Source organism: Lysobacter sp. DMC97, assembly GCF_056313745.1.
On record NZ_JBQUZR010000008.1, the window covers coordinates 1 to 23,843 of the forward strand.

Genomic DNA, 23,843 nt, shown 5'->3' on the forward strand with positions numbered 1-23,843 from the left:
CCGGAACTGGTCCGAACCCGATACCATCACCACAGGACTCACCGCCTGAGTGGCTACAAAATCCGTACGCAGGTCAGCTCATTCCGGGCGCAGAAGTAGCCCGGGTAAGCGAAGCGCACCCGGGACACCGCGAGCCACCGTAGGGCGGGCTCAAGCCCGCCATTGCGACACATCACCTTGTCTCGAAGATGATCGAGCCGCGATGCAGTTTCCGGGTGATCGCGATCCCATCTCGGCGGGCTTGAGCCCGCCCTATGGTCGTGCGCTCTGTTTCATGCCCGCCCACGGCCCACCTGGCCGGCGCCCGCTGGAGCAGCGACGCACCGGCAGGCGAACCCGCGCGCCGGCGCGCCGCGCATCCGGCTCAGTGCGTGTCTTCGGCGCTGGGTTCGAACACCGGGGTGACGCGCCGTTCCACCGCCGCGGTGAAGGCCGGGCCGGCCTGCCACGAGGCCAGCCCGGCCCAGGCGCGCTCGACCACGTCGTTGACCCGGGCCAGATCGGCCAGGTCGCCCTGGATCACCATCGCGTACAGTTCCTTCGCGCCATCGGGCGCCGGCAGCCGCGCGGCTTCTTCCAGCACCGTGCCGAAGGTCGCGTACGGATAGCGCGCGGACAGCCCCGTCACCAGCGCCAGATGCATGGCGAAGGTGCCCGCGATCATCGCGTGCGGCGCCGAGCGGTTGCGCAGCTTGCCGATCAGTTCGTACAGCGTGCCCGAGACGATCCGCGCCATCGAGCGCTCGACCATGTCCGAATCCGGATGCGTGGCGATCTCGCGCAGCTCGGCGAGCAGGTTCTCGTGGCCGGGCGCGGTCCACACCACGTGCGAATAGACGAACTTGCCGCGGCTGATCGGCCAGCTTTCGTCGACCACGCGCGCGAGCGCCTCGGCCGCGGTGCGCGAGAGCAGGTACACCAGCGCCTTGCCGGGGCCGTAGACCCATTCGACCTGTTTCTGGAACCCGGGGCCGTAGACCTCGTCGTCGATCACGCCCCACAGGTCGACATCCGAGTAGGGGCGGGCGGCCCCGCGCGCGGTGGAGCCGTACAGCACCAGATGCTGCAGGTGTTCGCCGAAGCGCTCGCGCATCGCATTGATGATCAGCTCGTACAGGGCGCTGCGCTCGTCGGCGGTGATCGCGCGCGGGCCGGAAAACACGTCTTCGAGTCTGCCTGTGGGAAGTTCGTACTGCATGGCGTGGAATGGGCTCCGTGGATGTGGGACTTGTCCGATGACGCAGGCGACGATCGATGGGCGATCGCTGTCCCAGTATGCCCATGCGGGCAGACATTGCGGCGGGCCCGGGCCTGAGGTCTCCCCACTTTTTGTCCCGGCAGATCATCGGGTCAGGTGAGTTCGACCCCTCTCGTGTCATCCCGGGTCGAAGGCGAGGGATCTTCTTGATCCCGCAGCACCATTCCTCGTTATCCCGGCGGACGCCGGGATCCCGCTTTGAAGGCTTTGCCGTTGTTCTCTTGTTTCGCGCGCTGCCGCGAGCTCGTAGGGCGGGCTCAAGCCCGCCATCGCGACACATCACGCCGTCTCGAAGATGATCGAGCCGCGATGCGGGTTGCGGGTGATCGTGATCCTGTCTCGGCGGGCTTGAGCCGGCGGGCTTGAGCCCGCCCTATGGCCATGCGGCCTGCTTCATGCCCCGTCTCCCGCGCCCGGTGTAGGCTTCCGCCGCCCGCAGCACGCGGGTTTGCCCATGACCGACACCATGAGTCAGAACCTGCTGTCCCTGAGCTTCGACGATCAACAGCTTGCGCGCATCGACAACGCCCTGGCCGCGCTCGAAACCGAGTTGCAGGGGCTGATCTCGCTGACGCCCGACGAGCGCAAGGGCCTGTACCGGATGGGGCCGAAGTCGGAGGCCTTCTGCCGGCAGACGTTGACCGTGCTGGGCGAGAACCCGCAGGTCATCCCGCCGAGTCTGGATCTGGCCGAGGCCCAGGCCGACCTGGCGGCGCTGGACCAGCTGCGCCCGCGGCTGGCGCGGATGCAGCGCCTCTCGGAGCGGTGGCAGGACAGCGAGGACGCCCTCGGCAGCGACGTGATGTCGTTCGCGCTGGAAGGCTATGCGCTGCTGAAGGTGTCCGGCCGCAATCAGGGGCTGGAAGGGCTGCGCAAGGCCCTGTCGGCGCGCTTCGCCCGGCCCTCGAAGGCGGCCGCTGCCGCCGCGAAGGACGGCTGACCGCCCCGGACGGGCGCGATCGGGGCCCGTCCCGTGGCGCATGAGGGTCGAAACGCCGTGCGTCACCCGGAAAGCGTCGGCCGCCACTGGAAAAGCGTGGCGCGCGAGGCGGAAAGCGTCATACGCCACGCTTCGAGGGTGGTGCACCAGTGAAAAAGCGTGGCGGATGGCGGAAAAAGCGCCATGCGCGACCGAAAAAGCGGCGCGCGCCAGCCAAAAAGGGTGGCGCGTGACCAAAAAAGCGCCGCGCGTGACCCGAAAAGCGGCAAACGCCACCCGCAAAGGGTGGCGCCTGCCGGAAAAAGGGGCGTGCGGCCGGCCGGAAGGACGAAGGTTGCCGCCGAGCGCGACGACCGTCGCCTGCCCGGCTCAGGCGCCGGGGCGTCCCGCCGGCAGCGCCGGCGCGGGCACGATGACGATCCGCCGGTCGGCCACGCGGACCTGCACCGGCTGGCCGATGGCGAACCCGGCCTGCTGCAGCCAGTCGCCGCCGAAGCGGAGCACCGGCACGGTGCGGGGACGGATGCGTTCGCCGTCGAGGCGCTGGTCGTAATAGTGGTAGCCGACGGTGAGACGGCGGGGGCGAGCGGGGATGCGCTTGCGGGTGGGCATGGCGGAATTCCTACGAATGCGTTGAGATTCACCCTGTTGAGAGGTGGCCGGGTGCTTCAACACGGTCGTAGGGCCGCCCGCAGCTTTTCCCTTTCGGGTATTGCATGACTGCGCGCCACCCGGCCATAGCAGGTCTCGGGACGCAAAAAAACCGCTTGGCTGACGGGTGCGGCGACCGCCTACGAAAAAGGTGTGTTGAGCACCTGTGGTCAATCTAGCGGTGGATGCGGAGGTGGTCAATCGGAGTGGGCATGCGGGTGGCGTTCTCTTGCGTGCTCCGTGCATGCGTCTTGTGGCTTGTGGCTTGTGGCTTGTGCGGTAGGTGCGTGAGCCACGGCATCCACGGCAGACAAGATCATGCACTCTTATAGGCTGCCTCCGCAGGATGTGCCATTCAGCAGTGTGCTTCACGGGCAGCTAGGGATATGCGACTCATATTGCGCTTCTCTTGCCGTCCCATGCATGAAAATCATGGTCTTGGGTGCGTCATTCAAATGCAATGCTAAGAGTGACTCTTTCGCCTTCAATTTCCCTTTGAATCACTACGCTTTGATGGGTGGAAAAATTATTCCATAATTGGAAGATGTGTGAACTAGAATATTTGAATTCAGAGGGCAGGCAGCTTCCAACTTCACGAAAAATTTTTTCCTGAAAGACTTTGGCTTCATTTTCATTTTCAAAATTCCTGAGGCAAATTAGAGATCGCTTGTCACTGCTGGCATCGCAATAAAAACCTTCAAATCTCTTCTTTTTGCCAACATCGGCACTGGAAAGAATTCTTTCTCCTTCGGAAAAAGTGTTTTGAATTGATCGACAAATTGGATTGTCGCTTTTCAATCGAATGGCTGTTCTATATGCGTCGGAAACTATCTTCGCTCGAACCGAGCCATCGCTATGGGTGTCTCCAGGGGTTGTAATTGGCAGATTTTTTAGCTCGGACACCACTGGGTCTAACGGGTATCCGAAAATTGCGAGGAAACTGCCGGCATATGCGTCTGCTTCATCTTCAGTTGTTGTGCTAGACGAGAGAAACTCCCATTGCCTTCCGGCCGGATGATACAGGTTTGGTTGGTGCCCTAATGCCTCATGCCCCCATTCATGAGCCAAGCGAAACGCTAGTATTGGCTCTGGTCTTGATGCGCTTGATAGATCAAAAAGTATCCAGCCGCCAGCATGGGCTTGCCCCCATTGGTTGGTTTGCGACGGGATAACTTTAAATATCTGCCCACTGTATTCGGCCAGTTGGTTTGCAACTTTACCTACTCTTGAGTTCATTGCCCCCCACCCAGAGGTTTGAATTTCTTGCATTCCATTAAAATAGGCCAGGGCTTCTTTTTGATTGTATTCCATTGGGCTAGACTGCTGGGCAATGGCTATGTTCGGGGAAAAAATCGCAGCTAGAATAAGCATTATTTTCATGTTCCCCTCTTTTCTTGATTTGCCTTGTTAGAGTTGCCGGAAAATTTCTCTTGCCTGTGCCTGTGCCTGTGCCTGTGCCTGTGCCTGTGCCTGTGCCTGTGCCTGTGGATTGGCTTAAGTGCCGCGGGCCGGACTCAAGCCCATCATGGGGGTGTATCCGATGGCATAAGCAACGATCGGGTGGTGATCGCGGGCCAAGTGTGATGATGTAGGCAGGCGTTGCGGCGGGCTTGAGCCCGCCCTGCTAGCTGATCTCGCGAAGAAGGTGCATCACTGATGCGCCATCTGGTATGCGTACGATCTTGGTTGTTAAGTTCTTTTCTGGTGGCAATGAATGCAGCAGGGTTGTGCAAGCCGTGGTATTGGGGTTGGGCGAAGAAATGCCTTGTTACAATGGCTGCAAACGTAGGTGTGTTCTCCGTGCAGGATGTGTTGCGCATTTTGATCCAAAAATAAGGGCTCAATTGTGTATTCCATGTCTGCAAGCGCAAATGCAGTTTGTCTGTTTTCAGCGAGAAGCTGGTCTGGATGTATTGTGGCCACAAAAACATTCTTTGAATATTCTGGGTAGGCCACCTTGATTGCCGGTAGGATGTCTGAGTCTCCAGTAATTATTGCATGCACGTCGTCAGACTTTGTTATTGCTGCTTTCACAAGAAGTGCGACGACGGTGGTATCTACCTGCTTTTCTTGAAATCGATTATCTCTCAGCCTCTGCAACATCCAGCCTTTTAGCTTGGGGCGAAATATTGCACTATCAGAAAATCCTGCGGCCAATGCTTTTTTTGCAAATTGTTCTCGCGCGTGTGCGCTTCGGCGTACATTGTCAATATCGGCCTGGGAGACGTCATCTCTTTCCTCTGGCCATTTGTCCAAGTCATCTGGCAAGCTAAATATGCTTGTGGAAAACAATAGATCGCCGAATGACTTGCATTCGGCATTGCTTTTCTGAGCGTGCGTCAGCAATAAAGTCTTTAACTTATTGAAGTCAAGCTGGAAAGCGCGATCCGGAAATTCCATTCTATTGGCAAGCGCTCTTTCTGGTGCGCAAGCCTTAAATAGCCATGAGCCGTCAATAAATACGTTCAAATTTTTCATGTTATTCCTTTTTTGGTGGGCTTGTGATTAAAATGTCGATCTTGACTTATAGCGATGATGGGTGTTTTTGCTGGCGCGGCCCGAAGCGCACACTTAGATCCGCTTGCGTCTTCTGTGGCGGAAAATCAGAGTCATGTGATTTCTAATCAGATTCCAGCGCGCCGAGCGCATGATCGACAAGTATCGGCGTCAGGGACTCGACGAGCCCCGATTCCTTGCGCACGGGCTGCATCGTTTTCAGCAACACCACGGCCCGTTCGAGATTGGCGTTGATGCTGAGCAGCACGATCGGGATGCCGAAGAGGATCGCGGCGGAGAAAATGCCGATCACGCCGCCGACGGCATAAGCGATGGCCGGCGATATGCCCGGGAAGCCCAGTTCCGTCGTGATCTCCGGGCCGAACACCGCGCCGGCAACCACGGTCGTGAGTGCGCCCGCATAGATGGCGAGCTTCAGGCAAAGCGTCAGAAAACCGAACATCGGATCCCCCCGATCCTTGATGGTGGCCCTTGCAGCGCGTGTCGGTTCCCCTTGATCAGCCCGGCCATGCCGGGGCTGTCTTCATGAAGGCGCTATGTCTGTCGTTCTAACCGGTCCGGCGCCATCAAGGCCACCTGTCAGAAACGACAGGTCTGCGTGACGCAACCCATCACGGCTCCACCCCCGTATACCTCGCCCGCGGCCGGATCAGCTTCCCCTCCGCCTGCTGCTCCAGCGCATGCGCGAGCCAGCCGGCGAGTCGGCCCGCGGCGAACATCACCAGCGCCGGGGTCGCGAGCAGGGCATTCGCGTGGCAGATCGCCGCGAGGAGGAAGTCGATGTTGGGGTGCTGGCCGCTGACGTCTTCGGTGGCGGCGACGAGGGCATCGAGTTCGCGCATAGCGGGTTCGCCGGCGTGCTGGGTGCGGAGGCGGGCGAGGAGTTCGGCGGCGCGGGGGTCGCCGTGGGGGTACAGGGCGTGGCCGAAGCCGGGGAGGTCGTCGCCGCGCTGGAGCCGGGTTTCGATGAAGTCACGCGGGGAGGCCGCGTCGCGGGCGTCCGCGATCAGCGCGTAGGCGCGGGCGGTCGCGCCGCCGTGGCGCGGGCCCGAGAGCGCGGCCAGGCCGGCGCACACGGTCGCGTGCAGGTGCGCGCCGGTGGAGGCGACCACGCGCGCCGCGAAGGCGGAGACATTGAGTTCGTGGTCGGCGCACAGCACCAGCGCGGCGCGGACGAGGTCGGCAAAGCCGGCGTCGCCGGGTTTCCACACGTCGGCCAGCAGTTGATGCACGGGGCCGGCCGGCGGCGGGCGGCCGACCAGCAGCGCGGCGTTCTGGCGGAGCAGGGCAGCGGCAATCTCGTGCCGGGCGCGCGGTGTCGAGTTCAGCGCGCCGCGGGCGCCGACCGCCAAGAGCGGGATCGCGGCCATCGCGCGTTCCAGCGGCGGCAGCGTGTCGGCTTCGGCGATGGCGGCGACGTGCGCCGGCCAGTCGCCGCCTTCCAGCGCGGCGAACGGGTCGTGGTCGCCGCAGTCCCACAGCAGCCGCGCGGCGTCTTCCAGCGTCGCGCCCTCGCGCACGGCGGTGATCGCGGAACGGCCGCGGTAGTACGGGCCGTCGGGGCGGATCAGCGAGATCCGCGTTTCCAGCACCGGCAGGCCGCGATCGAGGCTGTGCGCGGCGGCGGCGGCGGCGCTGCGGCCCACCTGCTTGCGCTGCGCCAGGCGCTCCACGTCCAGCCGCGGATACAGCCGCGTGCGGTGGTCGGGGCCGGGCCGGGATTCAAGCAGGCCGCGGCTGACGTAGGCGTACAGCGTGGCCTGGCTGATGCCGAGCAGACGGCAGGTTTCGCGGGCGGTGAGCAGGTCGGGCATGGCGACAGATTGATTCGTCCGATCAAGATTGATCAACCCTCGGGATGCTGCCAGATTTGCGCCCCGACAGGCGCCGTCGCCGATCCCGCGCGACGATGCCTGCGGCCCGGGGCGCCGCTCCGGGCCCGTCGACACGAGGAGTTTCCCGATGAGCCATCCGTCCGCAGGCGCAAGGTTCCGCGCCGCCCTCGCCGAAGAATCCCCGCTGCAGGTGATCGGCGCGATCAACGCCAACCACGCCCTGCTCGCGAAGCGCGCCGGCTACCGCGCGATCTACCTGTCGGGTGGCGGCGTCGCCGCCGGCTCGCTGGGCCTGCCGGACCTCGGCATCAACACGCTCGAGGACGTGCTGATCGACACCCGCCGCATCACCGACGTCTGCGACCTGCCGCTGCTGGTCGACATCGACACCGGCTTCGGCCCCAGCGCGTTCAACATCGAGCGCACGGTGAAGTCGCTGATCAAGGCCGGCGCCGCGGCCTGCCACATCGAGGACCAGGTCGGCGCCAAGCGCTGCGGCCATCGTCCCGGCAAGGAGATCGTGACCACCGGCGAGATGGTCGATCGCGTGAAGGCTGCCGCCGATGCGAAGACCGACCCCGACTTCTTCCTGATCGCGCGCACCGACGCCATCGCCGTCGACGGCGTGGACGCGGCGATCGAACGCGCCATCGCCTGCGTCGAGGCCGGCGCCGACGGCATCTTCGCCGAGGCCGCGTACGACCTCGCGACCTACCGCCGCTTCGTCGACGCGGTGAAAGTGCCGGTGCTGGCCAACATCACCGAGTTCGGCAAGACCCCGCTGTTCACCCGCGACGAACTGGCGTCGGCCGGCGTCGCCATCCAGCTGTTCCCGCTGTCGGCGTTCCGCGCGATGAACAAGGCCGCGGAAAACGTCTACGAAAGCATCCGCCGCGACGGCCACCAGCAGGCCGTGGTCGGCACGATGCAGACGCGCGAGGAACTGTACGACCGCATCGGCTACCACGCGTTCGAGGGCAAGCTCGACGCGCTGTTCGCCGCGAAGCAATGAGCCGACCGCGATACGCATACCGCGATACGCAAACAAGGACACGACCATGAGCGACAACGCCAACCAAACGCTTCCGAAAGCCAAGAAGTCCGTCGCGCTGAGCGGCACAGCGGCGGGCAACACCGCGCTGTGCACCGTCGGCCGCAGCGGCAACGACCTGCATTACCGCGGCTACGACATCCACGACCTCGCGACGAAGTCGACGTTCGAGGAAGTGGCGCACCTGCTGGTGCACGGCGTGCTGCCCACCACCTCGCAGCTGAAGGCGTACAAGGCCAAGCTCAAGCGCCTGCGCGGCCTGCCGGCGATCGTGCAGGAAGCGCTGGAACTGGTGCCCGCCAACGCGCACCCGATGGACGTGATGCGCACCGGCTGCTCGGTGCTGGGCACGGTGCTGCCGGAGCGCGAAGGTCATCCGGCCAGCGAGGCGCGCGACATCGCCGACCGCCTGATCGCCAGCTTCGGTTCGATGCTGCTGTACTGGTGGCACTTCACCCGCAACGGTCGCCGCATCGATCTGGAAACCGATGACGATTCCGTCGCCGCGCACTTCCTGCACCTGCTGCACGGCGAGCCGCCGTCGAAGCTGCACGCCGAGTCGCTGGACAAGTCGCTGATCCTCTACGCCGAGCACGAGTTCAACGCCTCGACGTTCACGGCGCGCGTGATCGCCGGCACCGGTTCCGACCTGCATTCGTGCATCACCGGCGCGATCGGCGCGCTGCGCGGCCCGAAGCACGGCGGCGCGAACGAAGTGGCGATGGACATCATCAGCCGCTACGGCGCCGCCGACGAGGCCGAGGCCGACATCCGCGCGCGGATGGAGCGCAAGGAGATCATCATCGGCTTCGGCCACCCGGTGTACACCATCGGCGATCCGCGCAATCCGATCATCAAGGAAATCAGCCGCAAGCTGTGCCAGGACGGCGGCAACCAGACGCTGTTCGACGTGTCCGAGCGCATCGAAAACCTGATGATGGACACCAAGAAGATGTTCCCGAACCTCGACTGGTACAGCGCGTCGGCCTATCACATGATGGGCATCCCGACGCCGATGTTCACGCCGCTGTTCGTGATCGCGCGCACCACCGGCTGGAGCGCGCACGTGATCGAGCAGCGCGAGGACGGCAAGATCATCCGCCCGAGCGCGAACTACACCGGTCCGGAAGATCGCGACTACGTGGCGATCGACAAGCGCGGCTGACCGGCACCGCCGCCGTCACCTGCTTCCGCGGGGCGCCTCCGGGCGCCCCGTGGCGTTTCTCGATCCCGTCCACCGCAGCGATTCCGGCGAGCCCCCTTCGTCGCGTACGCTAGGGGCCACTGCCGCATCTTCTTTCCCGAATGGACACGACCTGGCTGATTCCCGCCGAACGCTGGGGCGAGCACCTGCTCGTCGCAGTGGCCGCCTTCGTGATCACCGCGTTGGTCGTCGTGATCCACTACGAAGGCCTGCACGGCCTCGCCAGGCGCTATTCCGGCCGCGCGCCCAGCCGCGATCGCCGGGTGATGCTCAAGATCATCTTCGCGCTGCTCGCGCTGCACATCATCGAGATCTGGTGCTACGGCCTGACCTTCTGGGCGCTGCTGAAGGTGCCGGACGTCGGCTACGTCCACGGCGAGCACGGCTTCGACAACGTGTTCGACGCGATCTATCTGTCCGCGACGATGTACACCACGCTGGGGCTGGGCGACCTCGCGCCGGTGGGCGCGGTGCGGCTGCTGTCGGGCATGGAATCGCTGACCGGCTTCCTGCTGGTGACGTGGTCGGCGTCTTTCACCTATCTGGAGATGTCGCGCTACTGGCGACGCGACGACTGACCCGGCGCGCTATCCTCGCGCCATGACCGAACTCTATGTCAGCACCGACGTCGAGACCGACGGCCCGATTCCCGGCCCGCATTCGATGCTCAGCTTCGGCTCCGCGGTGTACACCGCCGACAAGCGCCTGATCGCGACCTTCTCGGCGAACCTCGACACCTTGCCCGATGCCGCGCCCGATCCGCGCACCGCCGCGTGGTGGGCGACGCAGCCGGAGGCGTGGGCCGCCTGCCGTCGCGATGCGGAGCCGCCGCAGGTCGCGATGCCACGCTACCGCGACTGGCTGAAGGCGCTGCCGGGCAAACCGGTGTTCGTGGCGTATCCGGCGGGCTTCGATTTCATGTTCGTCCACTGGTACCTGATCCGTTTCGCCGGCGAGAGCCCCTTCAGCCATTCCGCGCTGGACATCAAGACGCTGGCGATGGCGATGCTCGGTGGCGGTTATCGCGACGCCACCAAGCGCAACATGCCGCGGCGTTGGTTCGACCCGATGCCGCACACGCATGTCGCACTGGACGACGCGATCGAACAGGGCGCGCTGTTCTGCAACATGCTGCGCGAACTGCGCGGCGGCTGACGCCTTTCCACCGTGCGCAAACGACGAAGCCGCCCGGAGGCGGCTTCGTCGTGCCGATGCGGATGCGACGACTCAGGCCAGGCCTTCGTCCTTCAGCACGCGCTGCACCGCGGGATCGGCCTCGAACGCGGCGATGTAGCGGGCGAGGTTGTCGAAGCCCGACAGGTCCACGCCCTTGGCGCGCGCCCAGAGCAGCGTCACGTACAGGTACGGGTCGGCGATGCTGCGGCGGTTGTCGGCGATCCAGTCGCGGCCCGCCAGTTGCCGGTCGGCGGCGGCGTAGAGGTCGCGCAGTTTCGCGCGCGCGTCGGCCATGCTCTTCTCGATCAGCGCCGCATCTTCGAGATACGCGGTGCTGCCGAAGATCGGCTTGAACGCCGGATGCACATCGGAGTTCGCGAACGCGAGCCAGCGGATCACTTCCGCGCGGCCGCGCGCGGTGCCGTCGCCACAGAGGCCGGCTTCGGGCGAAGTTTCGGCGAGGTAGGTCAGGATCGCCGCGTTCTGGGTCAGCACCCAGTCGCCGTCGACGAGCGCCGGTACCGCGCCGGCGGGATTGATCGCGAGGAATTCCGGCGACTTGCGCTCTTCGCGGCTGACGCGCACGGCCTCGTAGGGCTTGCCGATCCATTCCAGGACGATGTGGTCGGACAGCGAGCAGGCGCCGGGCGAGTAGTAGAGCTTCATGCGGAACTCCGTGCAGGGGAAGGGAGAAAGGGACCGCCGATATGGCGACGTCCTGCGGTCCGCGCAAGCGCCGCGGTGAAAAGACCAAACCCGCAAAAAAACGACGCCGCACGAGGCGGCGTCGAAAGGTGTTCCGGAGTTGCGTGGTCCGGTGGGGCGTCAGCCCCGGCCGGGATGGTCTTTCTGCGGCTTCAACGACTGGACCTTGAAGAAGCTGTGATCGCCGATCGTGGCGACCTGGTACGCGTTGCGCCAGCTCGGCTGGGCGATGCCCAGCGCCGCGAAGTGGCTGGCGCCGGGGACGATCTCCTGGCGTTCGCCGGGCGGCAGCGCCCAGTTGCGCTCCGACTCCAGGGCGATGGTGATCGCCCGGGACCAGGCTTCGGCATTGCCCAGTTCGGTGCCCGGCGAGACCAGGGCCGGGGCGAACTGCTTGCGGGCGGTGACGACTTCGCACATCGAGTCGCCCCACAGCCCGCTGTCCTCGCGGCGGAGGGCGACCTCCGCGACCGCACGCTGGCCCATGACGGGCTGGTCGCGCGCTTCGAGATACAGGGTGGTACTGAGACACAAAGAGTCGGCGGCCTGGGGCGGCAACACCGACGCGATCCAGAGGATCCATGCGAGCTTCATGTGAACTCCTTGCTCCGTTGCTTCGGGCCGAGGCGCGGGATGCCGGCAGCGGACTGCGCGACAAGAACCGTTCGACGGGACGACATGGCGTACTGGGGAGGGCTGCGTGCTCTATGGCCGCTTGTAGCCCAAACGTGGATCGCATCGGGGTCGGACCCGCCTTCGGGGTGCGACATCGCCGGGCGATCGCGCGCTGGTCCCGCATCCGGTGGCGGGAAAGCGGGCGTAGGGTAGGGTCTGAAACGTAACGCCAGCTGAACGCAAAAACAGGAAGCGCCTGATTCGATTGGAGTTTTTGTTCAGAAGGTGGCGTAAGCCCCTGTCGCGGCAGGGGAGGGCGCCGCCGTGCAGGCGTGCCAACTGAACCGGGACGCCGGTCCGTTTCCGGCCTGCGGGCCCCGGGTCGGGGCCGAACTGCGCGTGTCCGGCCCGGGATCGGGACCGGTCAGAGGGTGGCGGCCAGCCGGCTGCCCTGGGCGATGGCGCGCTTGGCGTCCAGCTCGGCCGCGACGTCCGCGCCGCCGATGAGATGGGCCGGGGTTCCAGCCGCCTGCAGGGCGTCGAACAGCTCCCGACGGGGCTCCTGGCCGGCGCAGATCACCACGTGGTCGACCGGCAACACCTGTTCTTGCCCGTCGACGCGGATGCGGAAGCCGTCGTCGTCCAGCCCGAGGTAGCTCACGCCGCCCAGCATCGCCACCTGCTTGGCCTTGAGCGTGGCGCGGTGGATCCAGCCGGTGGTCTTGCCCAGCTTCGCGCCCGGCTTGCCCGGGCTGCGCTGCAGCAGCCAGACCTGCCGTGCCGGCGGTTCCGGCTGCGGTGGGCGCAGGCCGCCCGAGCCGGAGAAATCCGTGGCGACGCCCCATTCGGCCAGCCAGCGGTCGCGATCGAGCGTGCTCGACGGGCCGTCATGTACTAGGAATTCCGCGACGTCGAAGCCGATGCCGCCTGCGCCGATGATCGCCACGCGCCCGCCCGGACGCACCCGCCCGGACAGCACATCGAGATAGCTGATCGCCTTCGGATGGTCCGCACCCGGGAAATCGACCTTGCGCGGCAGGATGCCGGTCGCGACCACCACCGCATCGAAGCCCGCCAGCGCCGCGGCATCGACCGGGGTCGACAGCCGCACCTCGACGCCGGTGTCCTGCAGGCGGCGGTCGAAGTAGCGCAGCGTCTCGTGGAACTCTTCCTTGCCCGGGATGCGCTTGGCGAGGTTGAACTGCCCGCCGATGGCGTCCGCGGCGTCGAACAGCGTCACCTGGTGGCCGCGCTCGGCGGCGACGGTGGCGCAGGCCAGTCCCGCGGGGCCGGCGCCGACCACGGCGATCCGCTTCGGTGCGGTCGTCGGCGTGTAGATCAGTTCGGTCTCGGCGCAGGCGCGCGGGTTGACCAGGCAACTGGCCTTCTTCTGTGCGAACACGTGGTCCAGGCAGGCCTGGTTGCACGCGATGCACGTATTGATACGGTCGGCGCGGCCGGCGCGCGCCTTGTTCACCCAGTCCGGGTCGGCCAGCAGCGGGCGCGCCATCGACACGAGGTCCGCGCCGCCGCCGGCAAGGATGCCTTCGGCCACGTCCGGCATGTTGATGCGGTTGGTCGCGACCAGCGGCAGCGTCACTTCCGGCCGCAGCTTGGCGGTGACGCCCGCGAACGCGGCGCGCGGCACCGAGGTGGCGATCGTCGGCACCCGGGCCTCGTGCCAGCCGATGCCGGTGTTGAGGATGGTGGCGCCGGCGGCCTCGATGGCTTTCGCCTGGGCCACGATCTCGTCCCACGCCGAGCCTTCCGGCACCAGTTCCAGCATCGACAGGCGATAGATGATGATGAAGTCCGGCCCGCAGGCCTCGCGCACGCGGCGCACGATCTCGGTCGCGAAGCGCATGCGCTTCTGCAGGTCGCCGCCCCAGGCATCGGTGCGGCGGTTGGTGCGCGCACTGAGGAACTGATTGATGAGGTAACCCTCGGACCCCATGATCTCGACGCCGTCGTAGCCGCCGTCGCGGGCCAGTTTCGCGGCGCTCGCGTAGGCGGAGATCGTGCGTTCCACGCCGAACCCGGTCAGCGCGCGCGGCGTGAACGGGTTGATCGGCGCCTTGATCCGGGACGGCGCCACCTGCAGCGGGTGATAGGCATAGCGGCCGGCGTGCAGCAACTGGAGGCAGATCTTCGCGCCGTGCGCATGCACCGCCGCGGTCACCTGCCGGTGCTTGCGCGCCTCCCACGGCCAGCTGAGCTTGCTGCCGAACGGCGCCAGCCAGCCCATCATGTTCGGCGAGAACCCGCCGGTGACGATCAGCCCCACGCCGCCGGCGGCGCGTTCGGCGAAATAGGCCGCGAGCTTCGGGAAATCGCTGGCGCGGTCTTCCAGGCCGGTGTGCATGGACCCCATCAGCACCCGGTTGCGCAGGGTGGTGAAGCCGAGGTCGAGCGGGGAGAAGAGGTGCGGATAGGAAGCGGACGAGGCGGTCATCGGGTCCGGGCTGCGGTCGGCATACGTCGACGTATGGAAGCGCGCACCATGCCGCGAAACGCGCGGCGCCTCAAGAGGGGATCATGATCGGGATCCGGTCGCCGCGGAGGTGTCGGACCGGTGTGCGTGACCTGCGTGCCGGCCGGGCGTCCGGGAGATGTCCGCCGCAGCAGGGCGTTCCGCATGGCGCCCGCCGCGTTCCGCATGAATGAGTTCATTCAGCATGAACGGTGAATGATAGCCGCCAAGGATGGGACAACGATCCGGATTCGATGGTTCCCGGGAACTTTCCGGAAACCTGAACCGTGCTTGGATTCCCCCAACTGTTATGCTAGTGTTAACAAGGCCATGACGCGGCCGGACGGTAGGATATGGCCCGCCTTCGCGGCGCCCACGTCCCACATTGATCTACCGAGTCTTCATCAATTTCCTCCAAGGAGCATTGAGTCAATGAACAAGAAACTCCTCTGTGCCGCGCTGCTGAGCGGGCTGGCCGTGGCCCAGACCGCCTCCGCGCAGGATTTCGATAGCCGCTGGTATCTCTCCACCTCTGCGGGCTTCAACCTGCAGGATGGCGACCGCGGCACCCACAACGCCCCGTTCGGCACGATCGGCTTCGGCAAGTTCATCAACGACAAGTGGTCGCTCGACGGGCAGTTCAACTACCAGAACCCGCACTTCGAGAACCAGAGCAACATCCGCGCCCCGTACCAGCGCGCGATCAACCAGAACTGGAGCCAGTACGGCGTGTCGGTCGACCTGCGTCGTCACTTCACCGCCGAAGGCCGCAACTGGAACCCGTACGTCCTGGTCGGCCTCGGCTACCAGCGTTCGGAAGAAGAGTTCGACAACTTCCCGAACCCGAACTCCCCCGGCCAGCGCACCGACGGCAACCTCGCCGCCAAGATCGGTGGTGGTCTGCAGGGTGACCTGGGCCGCGTCGGCATCCGTGCCGAAGTCGCCTACCGCGCCGACTTCGACGACACCAGCGTCAACGCCGCCGGCGAAGACTGGTTCGGCGACGTGCTGGCCTCGGTCGGCTTCATCATCCCGCTGGGCCCGGAACCGACTGCCGACGTCGTCGCTCCGCCGCCGCCGCCGCCGCCGGTCGCCAACTGCGCCGACAAGGACAGCGATGGCGATGGCGTCAACGACTGCAACGACAAGTGTCCGAACTCGATGGCCGGTGAGACCATCGGTCCCGACGGCTGCAAGGTCAAGATCTCGATCGACCTGAAGGGCGTGAACTTCAACTTCGACAAGGCCACCCTGCGTCCGGACGCCGTTGCGATCCTGAACGAGGCCGTCGAAATCCTGAAGCGCTACCCCGACATCCGCGTCGAAGTCGCCGGTCACACCGACCTCTGCGGCAACGACGGCTACAACCAGGATCTGTCGCAGCGCCGTGCCCAGGCCGTGTACGACTACCTGACCAAGAACGGCGTCGACGCCGGTCGCCTGGCGGGTCCGAACGGCTACGGCGAGAGCCGTCCGCTGGTCCAGACCGCGCAGACGCTGCCGGAGTGCAAGAACGAGACCAACCGTCGCACCGAGCTCAACGTCCAGTAATTCCGGACGCGCTCGTCGCAACCCCCGAAGCCCGGCCTCGTGCCGGGCTTCGTCGTTTCCGGAGGCACGAACCCGGAGGCACGCATCGTCGCGGCCGCCGCGCCCGTGCTTTTGCGGCGGACGATCACGCTCCGGCCGATCCGCGCCGGCTTCGGGTTGTCCGCGGCACGGCCGTCGACCTACACTCGCCGGCATCGACCTGCGGGAGAGTTCCTGATGCGTTTCCATGCGGCTGCCTTCGCGATCCGCGCGATCCCGGCCCGCGGCCTGATCGGGCTGTCGGTGCTGTGCCTTTCGTTCGCCGCGCAGGCCTCGGTCGATTGCGCCACGCTGCAACCGCAGCCGCCGGCGCCCGCCAATGCGCTGCAAACCCTGCCGCTGGCCGGGGAACTGGCCGCGCCGGATGCGCAGGTCGGCAGCGGTGTCGGCTTCGCGCAGTTGTTCGCCGATGGCATCACGGTGGAACTGGTGCTGGCGCGTGCGAAGCACAGCGAATGCCTGGCGACCGCCGCCGCGACGCAGCCGCTGTCGGGTGCGGCCGGCGCCTACCAGCCGGCCGGCAACGATGCGCAGGCCTGGCGCTTCAACATGACCCAGAACGGCAAGCGCATGACGGCGGACGAATTCGACGCCTGGATGAAGGCGCGCGGCGTGCGCGTCGTCCAGGGGCCGAAGCCGGCCGCGCCGCCACCGCCGCCGCCCGCACCGCCGGCGCCGCCGCCGAAGAAGCGGAAGCGCTGAGCCTCGTCGCACCTTCCCGCCGCATGCGAACCCGGCCGGCGGCCCCGATGCCATGAAGCGGACATCGACCTTCGTGCTGACCGCCTTCTTCGCGCTGTTCCTCCTCATTGGCCTGGCCATGCTCGGCTTCGCCGGTCGTGCGTGGTGGAAATCGACCCAGGTCGAGCAATGGCCGTCCGTCGAAGGCGAACTGCTGCAGCGGTCGCTCGACGAGAACAGCGATTCCGACGGCAGCACCTGGAAGGTCAATGTCCGCTACGCCTACACCGTCGTCGGTCGTCGCTACGAGGGCGACCGTGTGGCGTTCGGCTACGTCGGCAGCAGCGGGCGGGCCAGCCACGAGGCGATCTACGACAAGCTGATGCGCGGCGATCGCGTCCGCGTGCGCTACAACCCCGCGGATCCCGCCGAGGCGGCGCTCGCGCACGGGCTCAACAAGTCCACGCTGATGCTCGCGATGTTCGGGCTGGTGTGGACCGGATTCACGCTCGGCCTGATGGTGCTGATCCATCTCGGCAATTCCGCCGATACCGCGCTCATCGATCGCCTGATCGTGCGATGACCCGCGTCCCGCGTCACGGCCTCGCGCGCGTGCTGTCCAAGCGCGGGGTCTGCTCGCGCACGCAGGCGGCCGAGTGGGTGCGCGCCGGACGCGTGCGCGTGGGCGGGCGCGTGGTGCGCGACCCCGAATCGCCGACGCTGCCGGACGACGACATCGTCGTCGAAGGCGTGTCCACGCAGGCAGCCGCGCCGCTGTACCTCATGCTCAACAAGCCGCGCGGGCTGGTGACGACCGCGCGCGACGAGCGCGGTCGCGACACGGTCTACCGCTGTTTCGAGGGGGCGCTGCTCGACGGCGCGCCGCTGCCGTGGCTCGCGCCGGTGGGCCGTCTCGACCAGGCCAGCGAAGGCCTGCTGCTGTTCTCCAACGACCCGGCGTGGGCGGCGACGATCACCGATCCCGACACCGGGCCGACGAAGACCTACCGCGTGCAGATCGACCGCATCCCCGACGACGCGCTGCTGGACGCGCTGCTCGCCGGTACGGTCGATGCCGGCGAGCGGCTGTCGGCGGTGTCGGTGACGCTGCTGCGGGCGGGGCAGCGCAACGCGTGGATCGAGATCGTGCTCGACGAAGGCCGCAACCGGCAGATCCGCCGGCTGCTGGCGGCGTTCGACATCGCGACCCTGCGGCTGATGCGCGTGGCGATCGGCGGTCTGGTGCTGGGCGAACTGGCGAAGGGCGCGTGGCGGCGGCTCGATGCGGACGATCTGGCGGCGCTGCGGCGCTGAAGCCGACGCAATGTCCGGAAATGTGCGCCGGATCACCCGCATATTCATGCAGATCGCATGGCGGTCGGCCTAGACTGCCGCGGGGGAATCCGGATCGTCCGTTGCAGGAATCCCGCCGATGCGTCTTGTTCTTCTCTCCGCCGCCGCCGTTGCGGCGCTCTCGCTTGCCGGCTGCGCCGGCCACGCCACGCCCGCGGCGGTGAAGTCCGCACCGCCGCCGGTGATCGCACCGCAGGGCAGCAACCGGTTCGAGATGACCCAGCACGGGCAGCGGATGACCGCCGACGATTTCGACGCGTGGATGAAGGCGCGCGGCATCCGCGTGGCCAAGGGCGCGCCCGCGAACACGCCCCGCACGACCCGATCGAAGCCCGCGGCGCGCACGGAAGCCGACGCGCTGCCGGTACGCGGTGGCGGCACGGCGGCGAAACGGCGCTGAGCGGCTAGTCGCCGGGCGGCTCGCGCCAGCGCGCGAGCCGATGTTCCAGCAGTTGCGCGACGACTTCCCGGGCGCGGGCATCGGACGGCCCGCGCGCATCGTGGCGCACGCCCTTGCCGTGGTTGCAGCCCGCGCAGGCGAGGGCAAGGTTGCGCGCGTCGTCGGCGTCGTCGCCGACCTGCGCGGTCAGTGCCGCGGCGGCGCGCTTGCCGAACCACGCCTGCGGCACCACGTGCTCCAGCGTCGCGTGGCCCAGCGCCTCGCCGTCGGCGCGCACCTGCAGCCTTCGTTTGCAGTGCAGGCAGCGCGTTTCCCAGATGCCGTCGTGCAGCGTGGCCGCGCCGTCGGTCGACAGCGCGCGCAGGAACAGCCGACGCAGGGCCAGGCGCAACGCAGTCCCGGATCAGGCCTTGATCACGCCCAGCTCGCGGCCGATGCGGGTGAACGCGTCGATCGCGCGGTCGAGGTGCTCGCGGGTGTGCGCGGCGCTCATCTGCGTGCGGATGCGCGCCTGGCCCTTCGGCACCACCGGGAAGAAGAAGCCGATCGCGTAGATGCCTTCCTCCAGCAGCCGCTCGGCGAATTTCTGCGCCAGCGGTGCGTCGTGGAGCATCACTGGGCTGATCGGATGCACGCCCGGGCGGATGTCGAAGCCGGCGGCGGTCATCTTCTCGCGGAAATAGCGGGTGTTGTCGGCCAGCCGCTCGCGCAGGTCGCCGGCGGCGGACAGCATCTCGAACGCCTTGATCCCGGCCGCGGCCACGTGCGGCGGCAGCGAGTTGGAGAACAGGTACGGCCGCGAGCGCTGGCGCAGCATTTCGATCACTTCCTTGCGCGCCGTGGTGAAGCCGCCGAGCGCGCCGCCCATCGCCTTGCCGAGCGTGCCGGTGAAGATGTCGATCTTGTCCATCACGCCCTTCACTTCCGCCGAGCCGCGGCCGGTGGCGCCGAGGAAGCCGGTGGCGTGGCATTCGTCGATGTGCACCAGCGCGCCGTATTGCGCGGCGAGCGCGGTGATCTCGTCCAGCGGCGCGATGAAGCCGTCCATCGAGAACACGCCGTCGGAGGTGATCAGGATCGTGCGCGCGCCGTCGGCCTTCGCCTGCTGCAGCTGCTTTTCCAGATCGGCCATGTCGCAGTTGGCATAGCGGTAGCGCTTCGCCTTGCACAGGCGCACGCCGTCGATGATCGAGGCGTGGTTGAGCGCGTCGGAGATGATCGCGTCCTGTTCGTCCAGCAGCGGCTCGAACAGGCCGCCGTTGGCGTCGAAGCAGGCGGCGTAGAGGATGGTGTCCTCGGTGCCGAAGAAGCCGGCGATGGTCCGTTCGAGCTGCTTGTGCAGGTCCTGCGTGCCGCAGATGAAGCGCACCGACGCCATGCCGAAGCCGTGGCTGTCCAGCGCGTCCTTGGCCGCGGCGATGATGTCCGGATGGTCGGCGAGGCCGAGGTAGTTGTTCGCGCAGAAGTTCAGCACCGTGCGGCCGTCGGCCAGCGTGATCTCCGCCGACTGCGGGCTGGTGATGATGCGCTCGGACTTGAACAGGCCCTGGGCGCGGATCTGGTCGAGTTCGTCGGCGTAGCGGCGGGTCAGGGCGGCGTCGGTCATGGCGAGGCGCGGCGTCGGGAACGGGCGCACAGTGTACGCGGCGGGCCGCGGCGACGCCGTGCGGGGCCGTATCGACGAGCGATCGATCACCCGTCGTCCGTCGTCGCAATCTGCGACCGCGTCAGGCCGGCATCGCGGTGCCGTCGGCCTGCGCGGCGATCAGGTCGCGCACCAGCGCCACCAGGGCGTCCTCGGCGAACGGCTTGCCCAGCAGCCGGGTCACGCCGGCCTCTTCGGCCATCGCCCGGTGCTTGTCGGTGGCGCGCGAGGTGATCATCACCACCGGCAGGTCGCGGGTCTCGGCGTGGTTGCGCAGGTTGCGCGCGACTTCCAGGCCGTTCATGCGCGGCATCTCGAGGTCGATCAGCAGCGCCTGCGTTGGTTTCGCCTGCACCGCGGCCAGCGCCTCGAAGCCGTCGCGCGCGGTGGCGACCTCGAAACCGGCGTCCTGCATCAGCTGCTCCAGCGCGCGACGCACGCTGAGCGAGTCGTCGGCGACCACCACGCGCTGCACGGGCACGGTGTCGTGCGCGAGCGCCGCGATGTCGAAGCGCCGTTCGCGCGCGGCGCGCAGCAGCACGTCGAGATCGATCACCGGCGCCAGGCCGCCGTCGCCGAGCTGGGTGATGCCGCGGACCGCGGGAATCGGCGGCAGGTAGGCCGCGAGCGGTTTCACCACCACGCTGCGGACTTCGTCGATGCCGCGCACCAGCACGACGTGGCCGACGCCGTCGGTGTCGCGCAGGTACAGGCCGATGCCGCCGTTGGCCCACTGCGCGGGATCGGCGGTCTCGCCGTAGAAGGCTTCGATCGGCAGCGCCGGCGCGGTCTCGCCATCGACCAGCGCGACCAGGCGGCCGTCGACCTCGCGGCATTCGCCGGCGCCGAAGCTGACCACGCGTTCGATCGACGCCGCGACCACCGCGCTGGGCTGGCGCTGGCCGCGGGCGACGATCACGTTCGCCAGCGTCTGCGTGACCGGCAGGCGCAACTGCACGCGGGTGCCGCGGCCGGTCTCGGTCGACAGCGTCAGCGTGCCGCGCAGCGCGGCGATGCGGCGTTCCACCACGTCCATGCCGATGCCGCGGCCGGACACTTCGGTGGTCGCGGTGCGGGTCGAGAACCCGGGCAGCAGGATCATGCGCGCCAGCGTGCGTTCGTCGATCGCGTGGTGGGCTTCGAGCAGGCCGGCTTCGATGGCGCGCTTGCGGATCGCGACGAGGTCCAGGCCGGCACCATCGTCCTGCAACTCGATCAGCGCGGCGTCGCCCTGCAGACCCACGCGCAGTGTCAGCACGCCGGTCTCGGGCTTGCCGGCGGCGGTGCGCACGGCCGGCGCTTCGATGCCGTGGTCGACCGCGTTGCGCAGCAGGTGCGCCAGCGGTTCGACGATGCGTTCCAGCAGTTCGGCGTCGACCGGGATCTCTTCGCCGACGATGTCCAGACGCACCGGCTTGAACACCTGCTTCGCGGTCTGGCGCACGATGCGCTGCAAACGCGCGGCGATCTGGCCGAACGGCACCGTGCGCGTGCGCAGGATGGTGCGCTGCAGGTCGCGGTTGAGCTGTTCCTGGCCGCTGCGCAGTTCGGCCAGCGCGTTCATGATGCGCTCGATGCGGCGCATGAATTCCGCGCTGTCCGCATGCGATTCCAGCAACTGGCGCGAGATGACGTGCAGCTCGTTGTACTGGTCGATCTCCAGCGGATCGAGTTCGGCGCCGGCCTTCTGCGCGGTGGATTGCAGCGCCGCGCCGCGTAGCGCGACGAGGTCGTCGAGGCGCGCGATCAGGTCCTGCGCGCTGCGCACCGACTGGCGCTGTTCGCGATGGATGGCGCCCAGGCCGTCGAGCTGCTGGTCGATCTGGCGCGAGGTGACGAGGCCTTCGCCGGAGAGGCGCTGCAATTCGTCGAGCAGCGCGCTCGGCACGTTGAGGCTCTGGATGCCGCTCGCGGCCATGCCGACGGCAGCGGTGTCGGCCTGCGGCGCCGGTGCGGCGGTCGCGGGCAGGGGCGATGGGGGCGCGGTCGCCACGTCGTCCGCGGAAACGGCGGCGCGCGCGGTCGCCGCGGACGGTGGCGTCGCGTCGTCGGCCAGCGCGTTGGCGGTGTCGAGCACCTGCTGGTAGACGTCGAGCAGGTGGTCCGGCGCCGGACCGCGGCCGAGCAGGTGGTCGGCGATTTCCTCGACCGTGTCGCTGGCGGTGGTCAGCAGGTCGGCGCAGGCGTCGTCCAGCCGCTCCGGATGCTTGTTCAGCACCAGCAGGATGTCTTCCAGCGCATGCGTGAGGTTCGCCAGGCCGCGGATGCCCACGGTGTTGGCGTCGCCCTTGAGCGTGTGCGCGACGCGGCGCGCTTCGTCGATCGGTTCCGGCGAGCGCGTGTCGACCAGCGCACGCACCGACGCGCCGAAGCGCGCGGCGTTGCCCGGCAGTTCGCGGTACATGCCTTCGAGCACGCTCGGCAGCACGTCGTCCGCGGGCGCGAGCCCGATGTCGTCGAATTCGGCGACGGTCTTGCGCTGTGCGACCAGCGCCGGATCGAGGCCGACCGTCACCCGATCGAGTTCGTCGCCGAGCGCCGTCGCCCAGTCGGCGTCGAGGCCCTGGATGCCGTCGGACACCAGCGCGAGCAGTTCGCCCGAGTCGCGGCCCGGGGCTTCGAGCACGCCGAGCAGCGCGCCGCACCAGGCGGCGACGGTGTCCGGCCCGATCGCGGGATCGCCGCGCTCCAGGCCTGCGTTCACGGCGAGCACGCCGCGCTCCAGCATGGGCGTGCCGATCAGCGCCATCACGTTGGCGATGAGTTGCGTCTGGTAGGTCAACTCGACGACGTGACCGGCCGCGGCCGTCGCGTCGTCGCCGTCGAGCGCCTCCGCCCAGGCCTGCGCCAGCGGCATCACCTGGTCGGCGATCGCCTGGCGGGTGAGGTCGAGTTCGTCGCGGCCGATCCACAGCGTGGCCGGCGCGGCGGTGTCGTCGGTCGCGGGCGCGGCATCGTCGTGCGTGGGCGCGACGCTGTCGTCCGCTGCGTTGTCACCGAGCACGATGTCGTCGTGCGCGATGTCCGGCGGCGTCGAGGTCGCCGCGATCGCGCCGTCGGCTTCCGCCGCGACGGCCGGCGCCTCGAAAACGAAGGCGGGCGCGTCGGCATCGACGGCGATGGATTCGATCGCCGCCGTTTCCACGGCGCTCTCCGCGGCGGTTTCCACGGGCGTTTCGACGGCGACGGCTTCGTCGGTCGTCGATTCGACCTCAAGTGGCTCGGCGACCACGGCGTCGGCGGCGACCGATTCCGCCGACAGCGGCGTCGCGATCACGGGCGCGGCTTCGGACGGCGGCGCGGACAGTTCCAGCCGCCGCGCGATCGCGTGGACGAAGCCGGGCGAGAGCTTGGGCAGCCAGCGGATGCCTTCGGGCAGCTCCGCCAGCATGCGCCGGCCGTCGCGGTCGAGGCGGCCGGCCAGGTGTTCCTGCAGTCCGGTGAACCAGAGCGTCATCCGGACGAGATCGTCCTCGCTCGGCGTGCCGTCGGCGCGTGCGAGATCGCGCAGCGCGGCCTGCCAGCTGCGCAGCAGTTCGGCGACGCCGGGCAGCGGCAGCGCGGTGGCGTCGCGCTGCAGCGCATCGACCATCGATTCCAGCAGCACCGCATCGCCCATGCCGGGCATGGCGTTGGCCGCGCGCAGCAGCGACACCAGCGTGTCGAGCTGGGCGCGATAGGCCGCGGGCGTCGGTGATGCGGCGTCGCTGCCGGACAGGAAGGTCATGGCGGAAGGCGTCCTCGGTCGCGCG

Annotated in this window: 22 protein-coding genes; 10 read left to right on the forward strand and 12 right to left on the reverse strand. The window is 67.4% G+C overall.

The annotated features are described in order from the left end of the window. Positions 1-364: 364 nt before the first annotated feature. The gene (locus tag ACT53Q_RS16815) at positions 365-1,198 is read right to left on the reverse strand and encodes a kanamycin nucleotidyltransferase C-terminal domain-containing protein (RefSeq protein WP_476187807.1); all 834 of its coding nucleotides are present in this window, start codon (positions 1,196-1,198) and stop codon (positions 365-367) included. Between the two features lie 514 nt (positions 1,199-1,712). Between ACT53Q_RS16815 and ACT53Q_RS16820 the strand changes: the two genes are divergently transcribed. After that, on the forward strand, positions 1,713-2,198 hold the full coding sequence (locus tag ACT53Q_RS16820) for a hypothetical protein (RefSeq protein WP_476187808.1): 486 nt from the start codon (positions 1,713-1,715) through the stop codon (positions 2,196-2,198). Positions 2,199-2,567: 369 nt separating this feature from the next. Here ACT53Q_RS16820 and ACT53Q_RS16825 read toward each other — a convergent pair whose 3' ends face one another. From ACT53Q_RS16825 to ACT53Q_RS16845, 5 genes are all read right to left on the reverse strand, one after another. Further along, a complete protein-coding gene (locus tag ACT53Q_RS16825) occupies positions 2,568-2,810 on the reverse strand; it encodes a SymE family type I addiction module toxin (protein WP_476187809.1) in 243 nt (80 codons plus the stop codon). Positions 2,811-3,296: 486 nt separating this feature from the next. After that, positions 3,297-4,229 carry an ImmA/IrrE family metallo-endopeptidase gene (locus ACT53Q_RS16830; RefSeq protein WP_476187810.1) on the reverse strand — a complete coding sequence of 311 codons (933 nt, stop codon included), beginning with the start codon at positions 4,227-4,229 and terminating at the stop codon, positions 3,297-3,299. 309 nt (positions 4,230-4,538) lie between these two features. Next, positions 4,539-5,327: a PIN domain-containing protein gene (locus ACT53Q_RS16835; protein ID WP_476187811.1), complete on the reverse strand. Its 789-nt coding sequence runs from the start codon at positions 5,325-5,327 to the stop codon at positions 4,539-4,541. Between the two features lie 142 nt (positions 5,328-5,469). Beyond that, positions 5,470-5,808, reverse strand: a complete 339-nt coding sequence (locus tag ACT53Q_RS16840; RefSeq protein WP_476187812.1) for a hypothetical protein — start codon at positions 5,806-5,808, stop codon at positions 5,470-5,472. A 169-nt stretch (positions 5,809-5,977) separates the two neighbouring features. Continuing rightward, a complete protein-coding gene (locus tag ACT53Q_RS16845; RefSeq protein WP_476187813.1) occupies positions 5,978-7,180 on the reverse strand; it encodes a citrate synthase family protein in 1,203 nt (400 codons plus the stop codon). A gap of 148 nt (positions 7,181-7,328) precedes the next feature. Here ACT53Q_RS16845 and prpB point away from each other — a divergent pair, with 148 nt between their 5' ends. The 4 genes from prpB to ACT53Q_RS16865 all read left to right on the forward strand — a co-directional run bounded on the left by prpB (position 7,329) and on the right by ACT53Q_RS16865 (position 10,611). Next, positions 7,329-8,213 carry a methylisocitrate lyase gene (prpB, locus tag ACT53Q_RS16850; protein WP_476187814.1) on the forward strand — a complete coding sequence of 295 codons (885 nt, stop codon included), beginning with the start codon at positions 7,329-7,331 and terminating at the stop codon, positions 8,211-8,213. 46 nt (positions 8,214-8,259) lie between these two features. Beyond that, entirely contained in the window at positions 8,260-9,417 is a 1,158-nt protein-coding gene (prpC, locus tag ACT53Q_RS16855) for a bifunctional 2-methylcitrate synthase/citrate synthase (RefSeq protein ID WP_476173339.1), read from the forward strand. A 140-nt stretch (positions 9,418-9,557) separates the two neighbouring features. Beyond that, the gene (locus ACT53Q_RS16860) at positions 9,558-10,034 is read left to right on the forward strand and encodes an ion channel (RefSeq protein WP_476187815.1); all 477 of its coding nucleotides are present in this window, start codon (positions 9,558-9,560) and stop codon (positions 10,032-10,034) included. Positions 10,035-10,056: 22 nt separating this feature from the next. Next, positions 10,057-10,611 (forward strand): 3'-5' exonuclease, encoded by a 555-nt coding sequence (locus ACT53Q_RS16865; RefSeq protein WP_476187816.1) that lies wholly within the window; start codon positions 10,057-10,059, stop codon positions 10,609-10,611. Between the two features lie 72 nt (positions 10,612-10,683). Here the strand turns inward: ACT53Q_RS16865 and ACT53Q_RS16870 are convergent, their stop codons facing one another. The 3 genes from ACT53Q_RS16870 to ACT53Q_RS16880 all read right to left on the reverse strand — a co-directional run bounded on the left by ACT53Q_RS16870 (position 10,684) and on the right by ACT53Q_RS16880 (position 14,404). Then, positions 10,684-11,298: a glutathione S-transferase family protein gene (locus ACT53Q_RS16870; protein ID WP_476187817.1), complete on the reverse strand. Its 615-nt coding sequence runs from the start codon at positions 11,296-11,298 to the stop codon at positions 10,684-10,686. A 159-nt stretch (positions 11,299-11,457) separates the two neighbouring features. After that, positions 11,458-11,931 (reverse strand): cell wall hydrolase, encoded by a 474-nt coding sequence (locus tag ACT53Q_RS16875; RefSeq protein ID WP_476187818.1) that lies wholly within the window; start codon positions 11,929-11,931, stop codon positions 11,458-11,460. 445 nt (positions 11,932-12,376) lie between these two features. Beyond that, the gene (locus ACT53Q_RS16880; RefSeq protein ID WP_476187819.1) at positions 12,377-14,404 is read right to left on the reverse strand and encodes an oxidoreductase; all 2,028 of its coding nucleotides are present in this window, start codon (positions 14,402-14,404) and stop codon (positions 12,377-12,379) included. 450 nt (positions 14,405-14,854) lie between these two features. Here ACT53Q_RS16880 and ACT53Q_RS16885 point away from each other — a divergent pair, with 450 nt between their 5' ends. The 5 genes from ACT53Q_RS16885 to ACT53Q_RS16905 all read left to right on the forward strand — a co-directional run bounded on the left by ACT53Q_RS16885 (position 14,855) and on the right by ACT53Q_RS16905 (position 18,446). Beyond that, the gene (locus ACT53Q_RS16885) at positions 14,855-15,973 is read left to right on the forward strand and encodes an OmpA family protein (RefSeq protein ID WP_476187820.1); all 1,119 of its coding nucleotides are present in this window, start codon (positions 14,855-14,857) and stop codon (positions 15,971-15,973) included. Positions 15,974-16,189: 216 nt separating this feature from the next. Beyond that, positions 16,190-16,714 carry a hypothetical protein gene (locus ACT53Q_RS16890; RefSeq protein ID WP_476187821.1) on the forward strand — a complete coding sequence of 175 codons (525 nt, stop codon included), beginning with the start codon at positions 16,190-16,192 and terminating at the stop codon, positions 16,712-16,714. 52 nt (positions 16,715-16,766) lie between these two features. Then, entirely contained in the window at positions 16,767-17,276 is a 510-nt protein-coding gene (locus ACT53Q_RS16895) for a DUF3592 domain-containing protein (RefSeq protein WP_476187822.1), read from the forward strand. Next, entirely contained in the window at positions 17,195-18,007 is an 813-nt protein-coding gene (locus ACT53Q_RS16900; RefSeq protein ID WP_476188041.1) for a pseudouridine synthase, read from the forward strand. The genes ACT53Q_RS16895 and ACT53Q_RS16900 overlap by 82 nt, the downstream gene beginning before the upstream one ends. Before the next feature lie 118 nt (positions 18,008-18,125). Next, positions 18,126-18,446, forward strand: coding sequence for a hypothetical protein (locus ACT53Q_RS16905; RefSeq protein ID WP_476187823.1), 321 nt, complete (start codon positions 18,126-18,128; stop codon positions 18,444-18,446). 4 nt (positions 18,447-18,450) lie between these two features. On the opposite strand, the gene ACT53Q_RS16910 is transcribed toward ACT53Q_RS16905, so the two are convergent. From ACT53Q_RS16910 to ACT53Q_RS16920, 3 genes are all read right to left on the reverse strand, one after another. After that, on the reverse strand, positions 18,451-18,837 hold the full coding sequence (locus tag ACT53Q_RS16910) for an HNH endonuclease (RefSeq protein ID WP_476187824.1): 387 nt from the start codon (positions 18,835-18,837) through the stop codon (positions 18,451-18,453). A 12-nt stretch (positions 18,838-18,849) separates the two neighbouring features. Beyond that, the gene (kbl, locus tag ACT53Q_RS16915; protein ID WP_476187825.1) at positions 18,850-20,052 is read right to left on the reverse strand and encodes a glycine C-acetyltransferase; all 1,203 of its coding nucleotides are present in this window, start codon (positions 20,050-20,052) and stop codon (positions 18,850-18,852) included. A 121-nt stretch (positions 20,053-20,173) separates the two neighbouring features. Further along, entirely contained in the window at positions 20,174-23,818 is a 3,645-nt protein-coding gene (locus ACT53Q_RS16920) for a hybrid sensor histidine kinase/response regulator (protein ID WP_476187826.1), read from the reverse strand. Between the last annotated feature and the right edge of the window lie 25 nt (positions 23,819-23,843).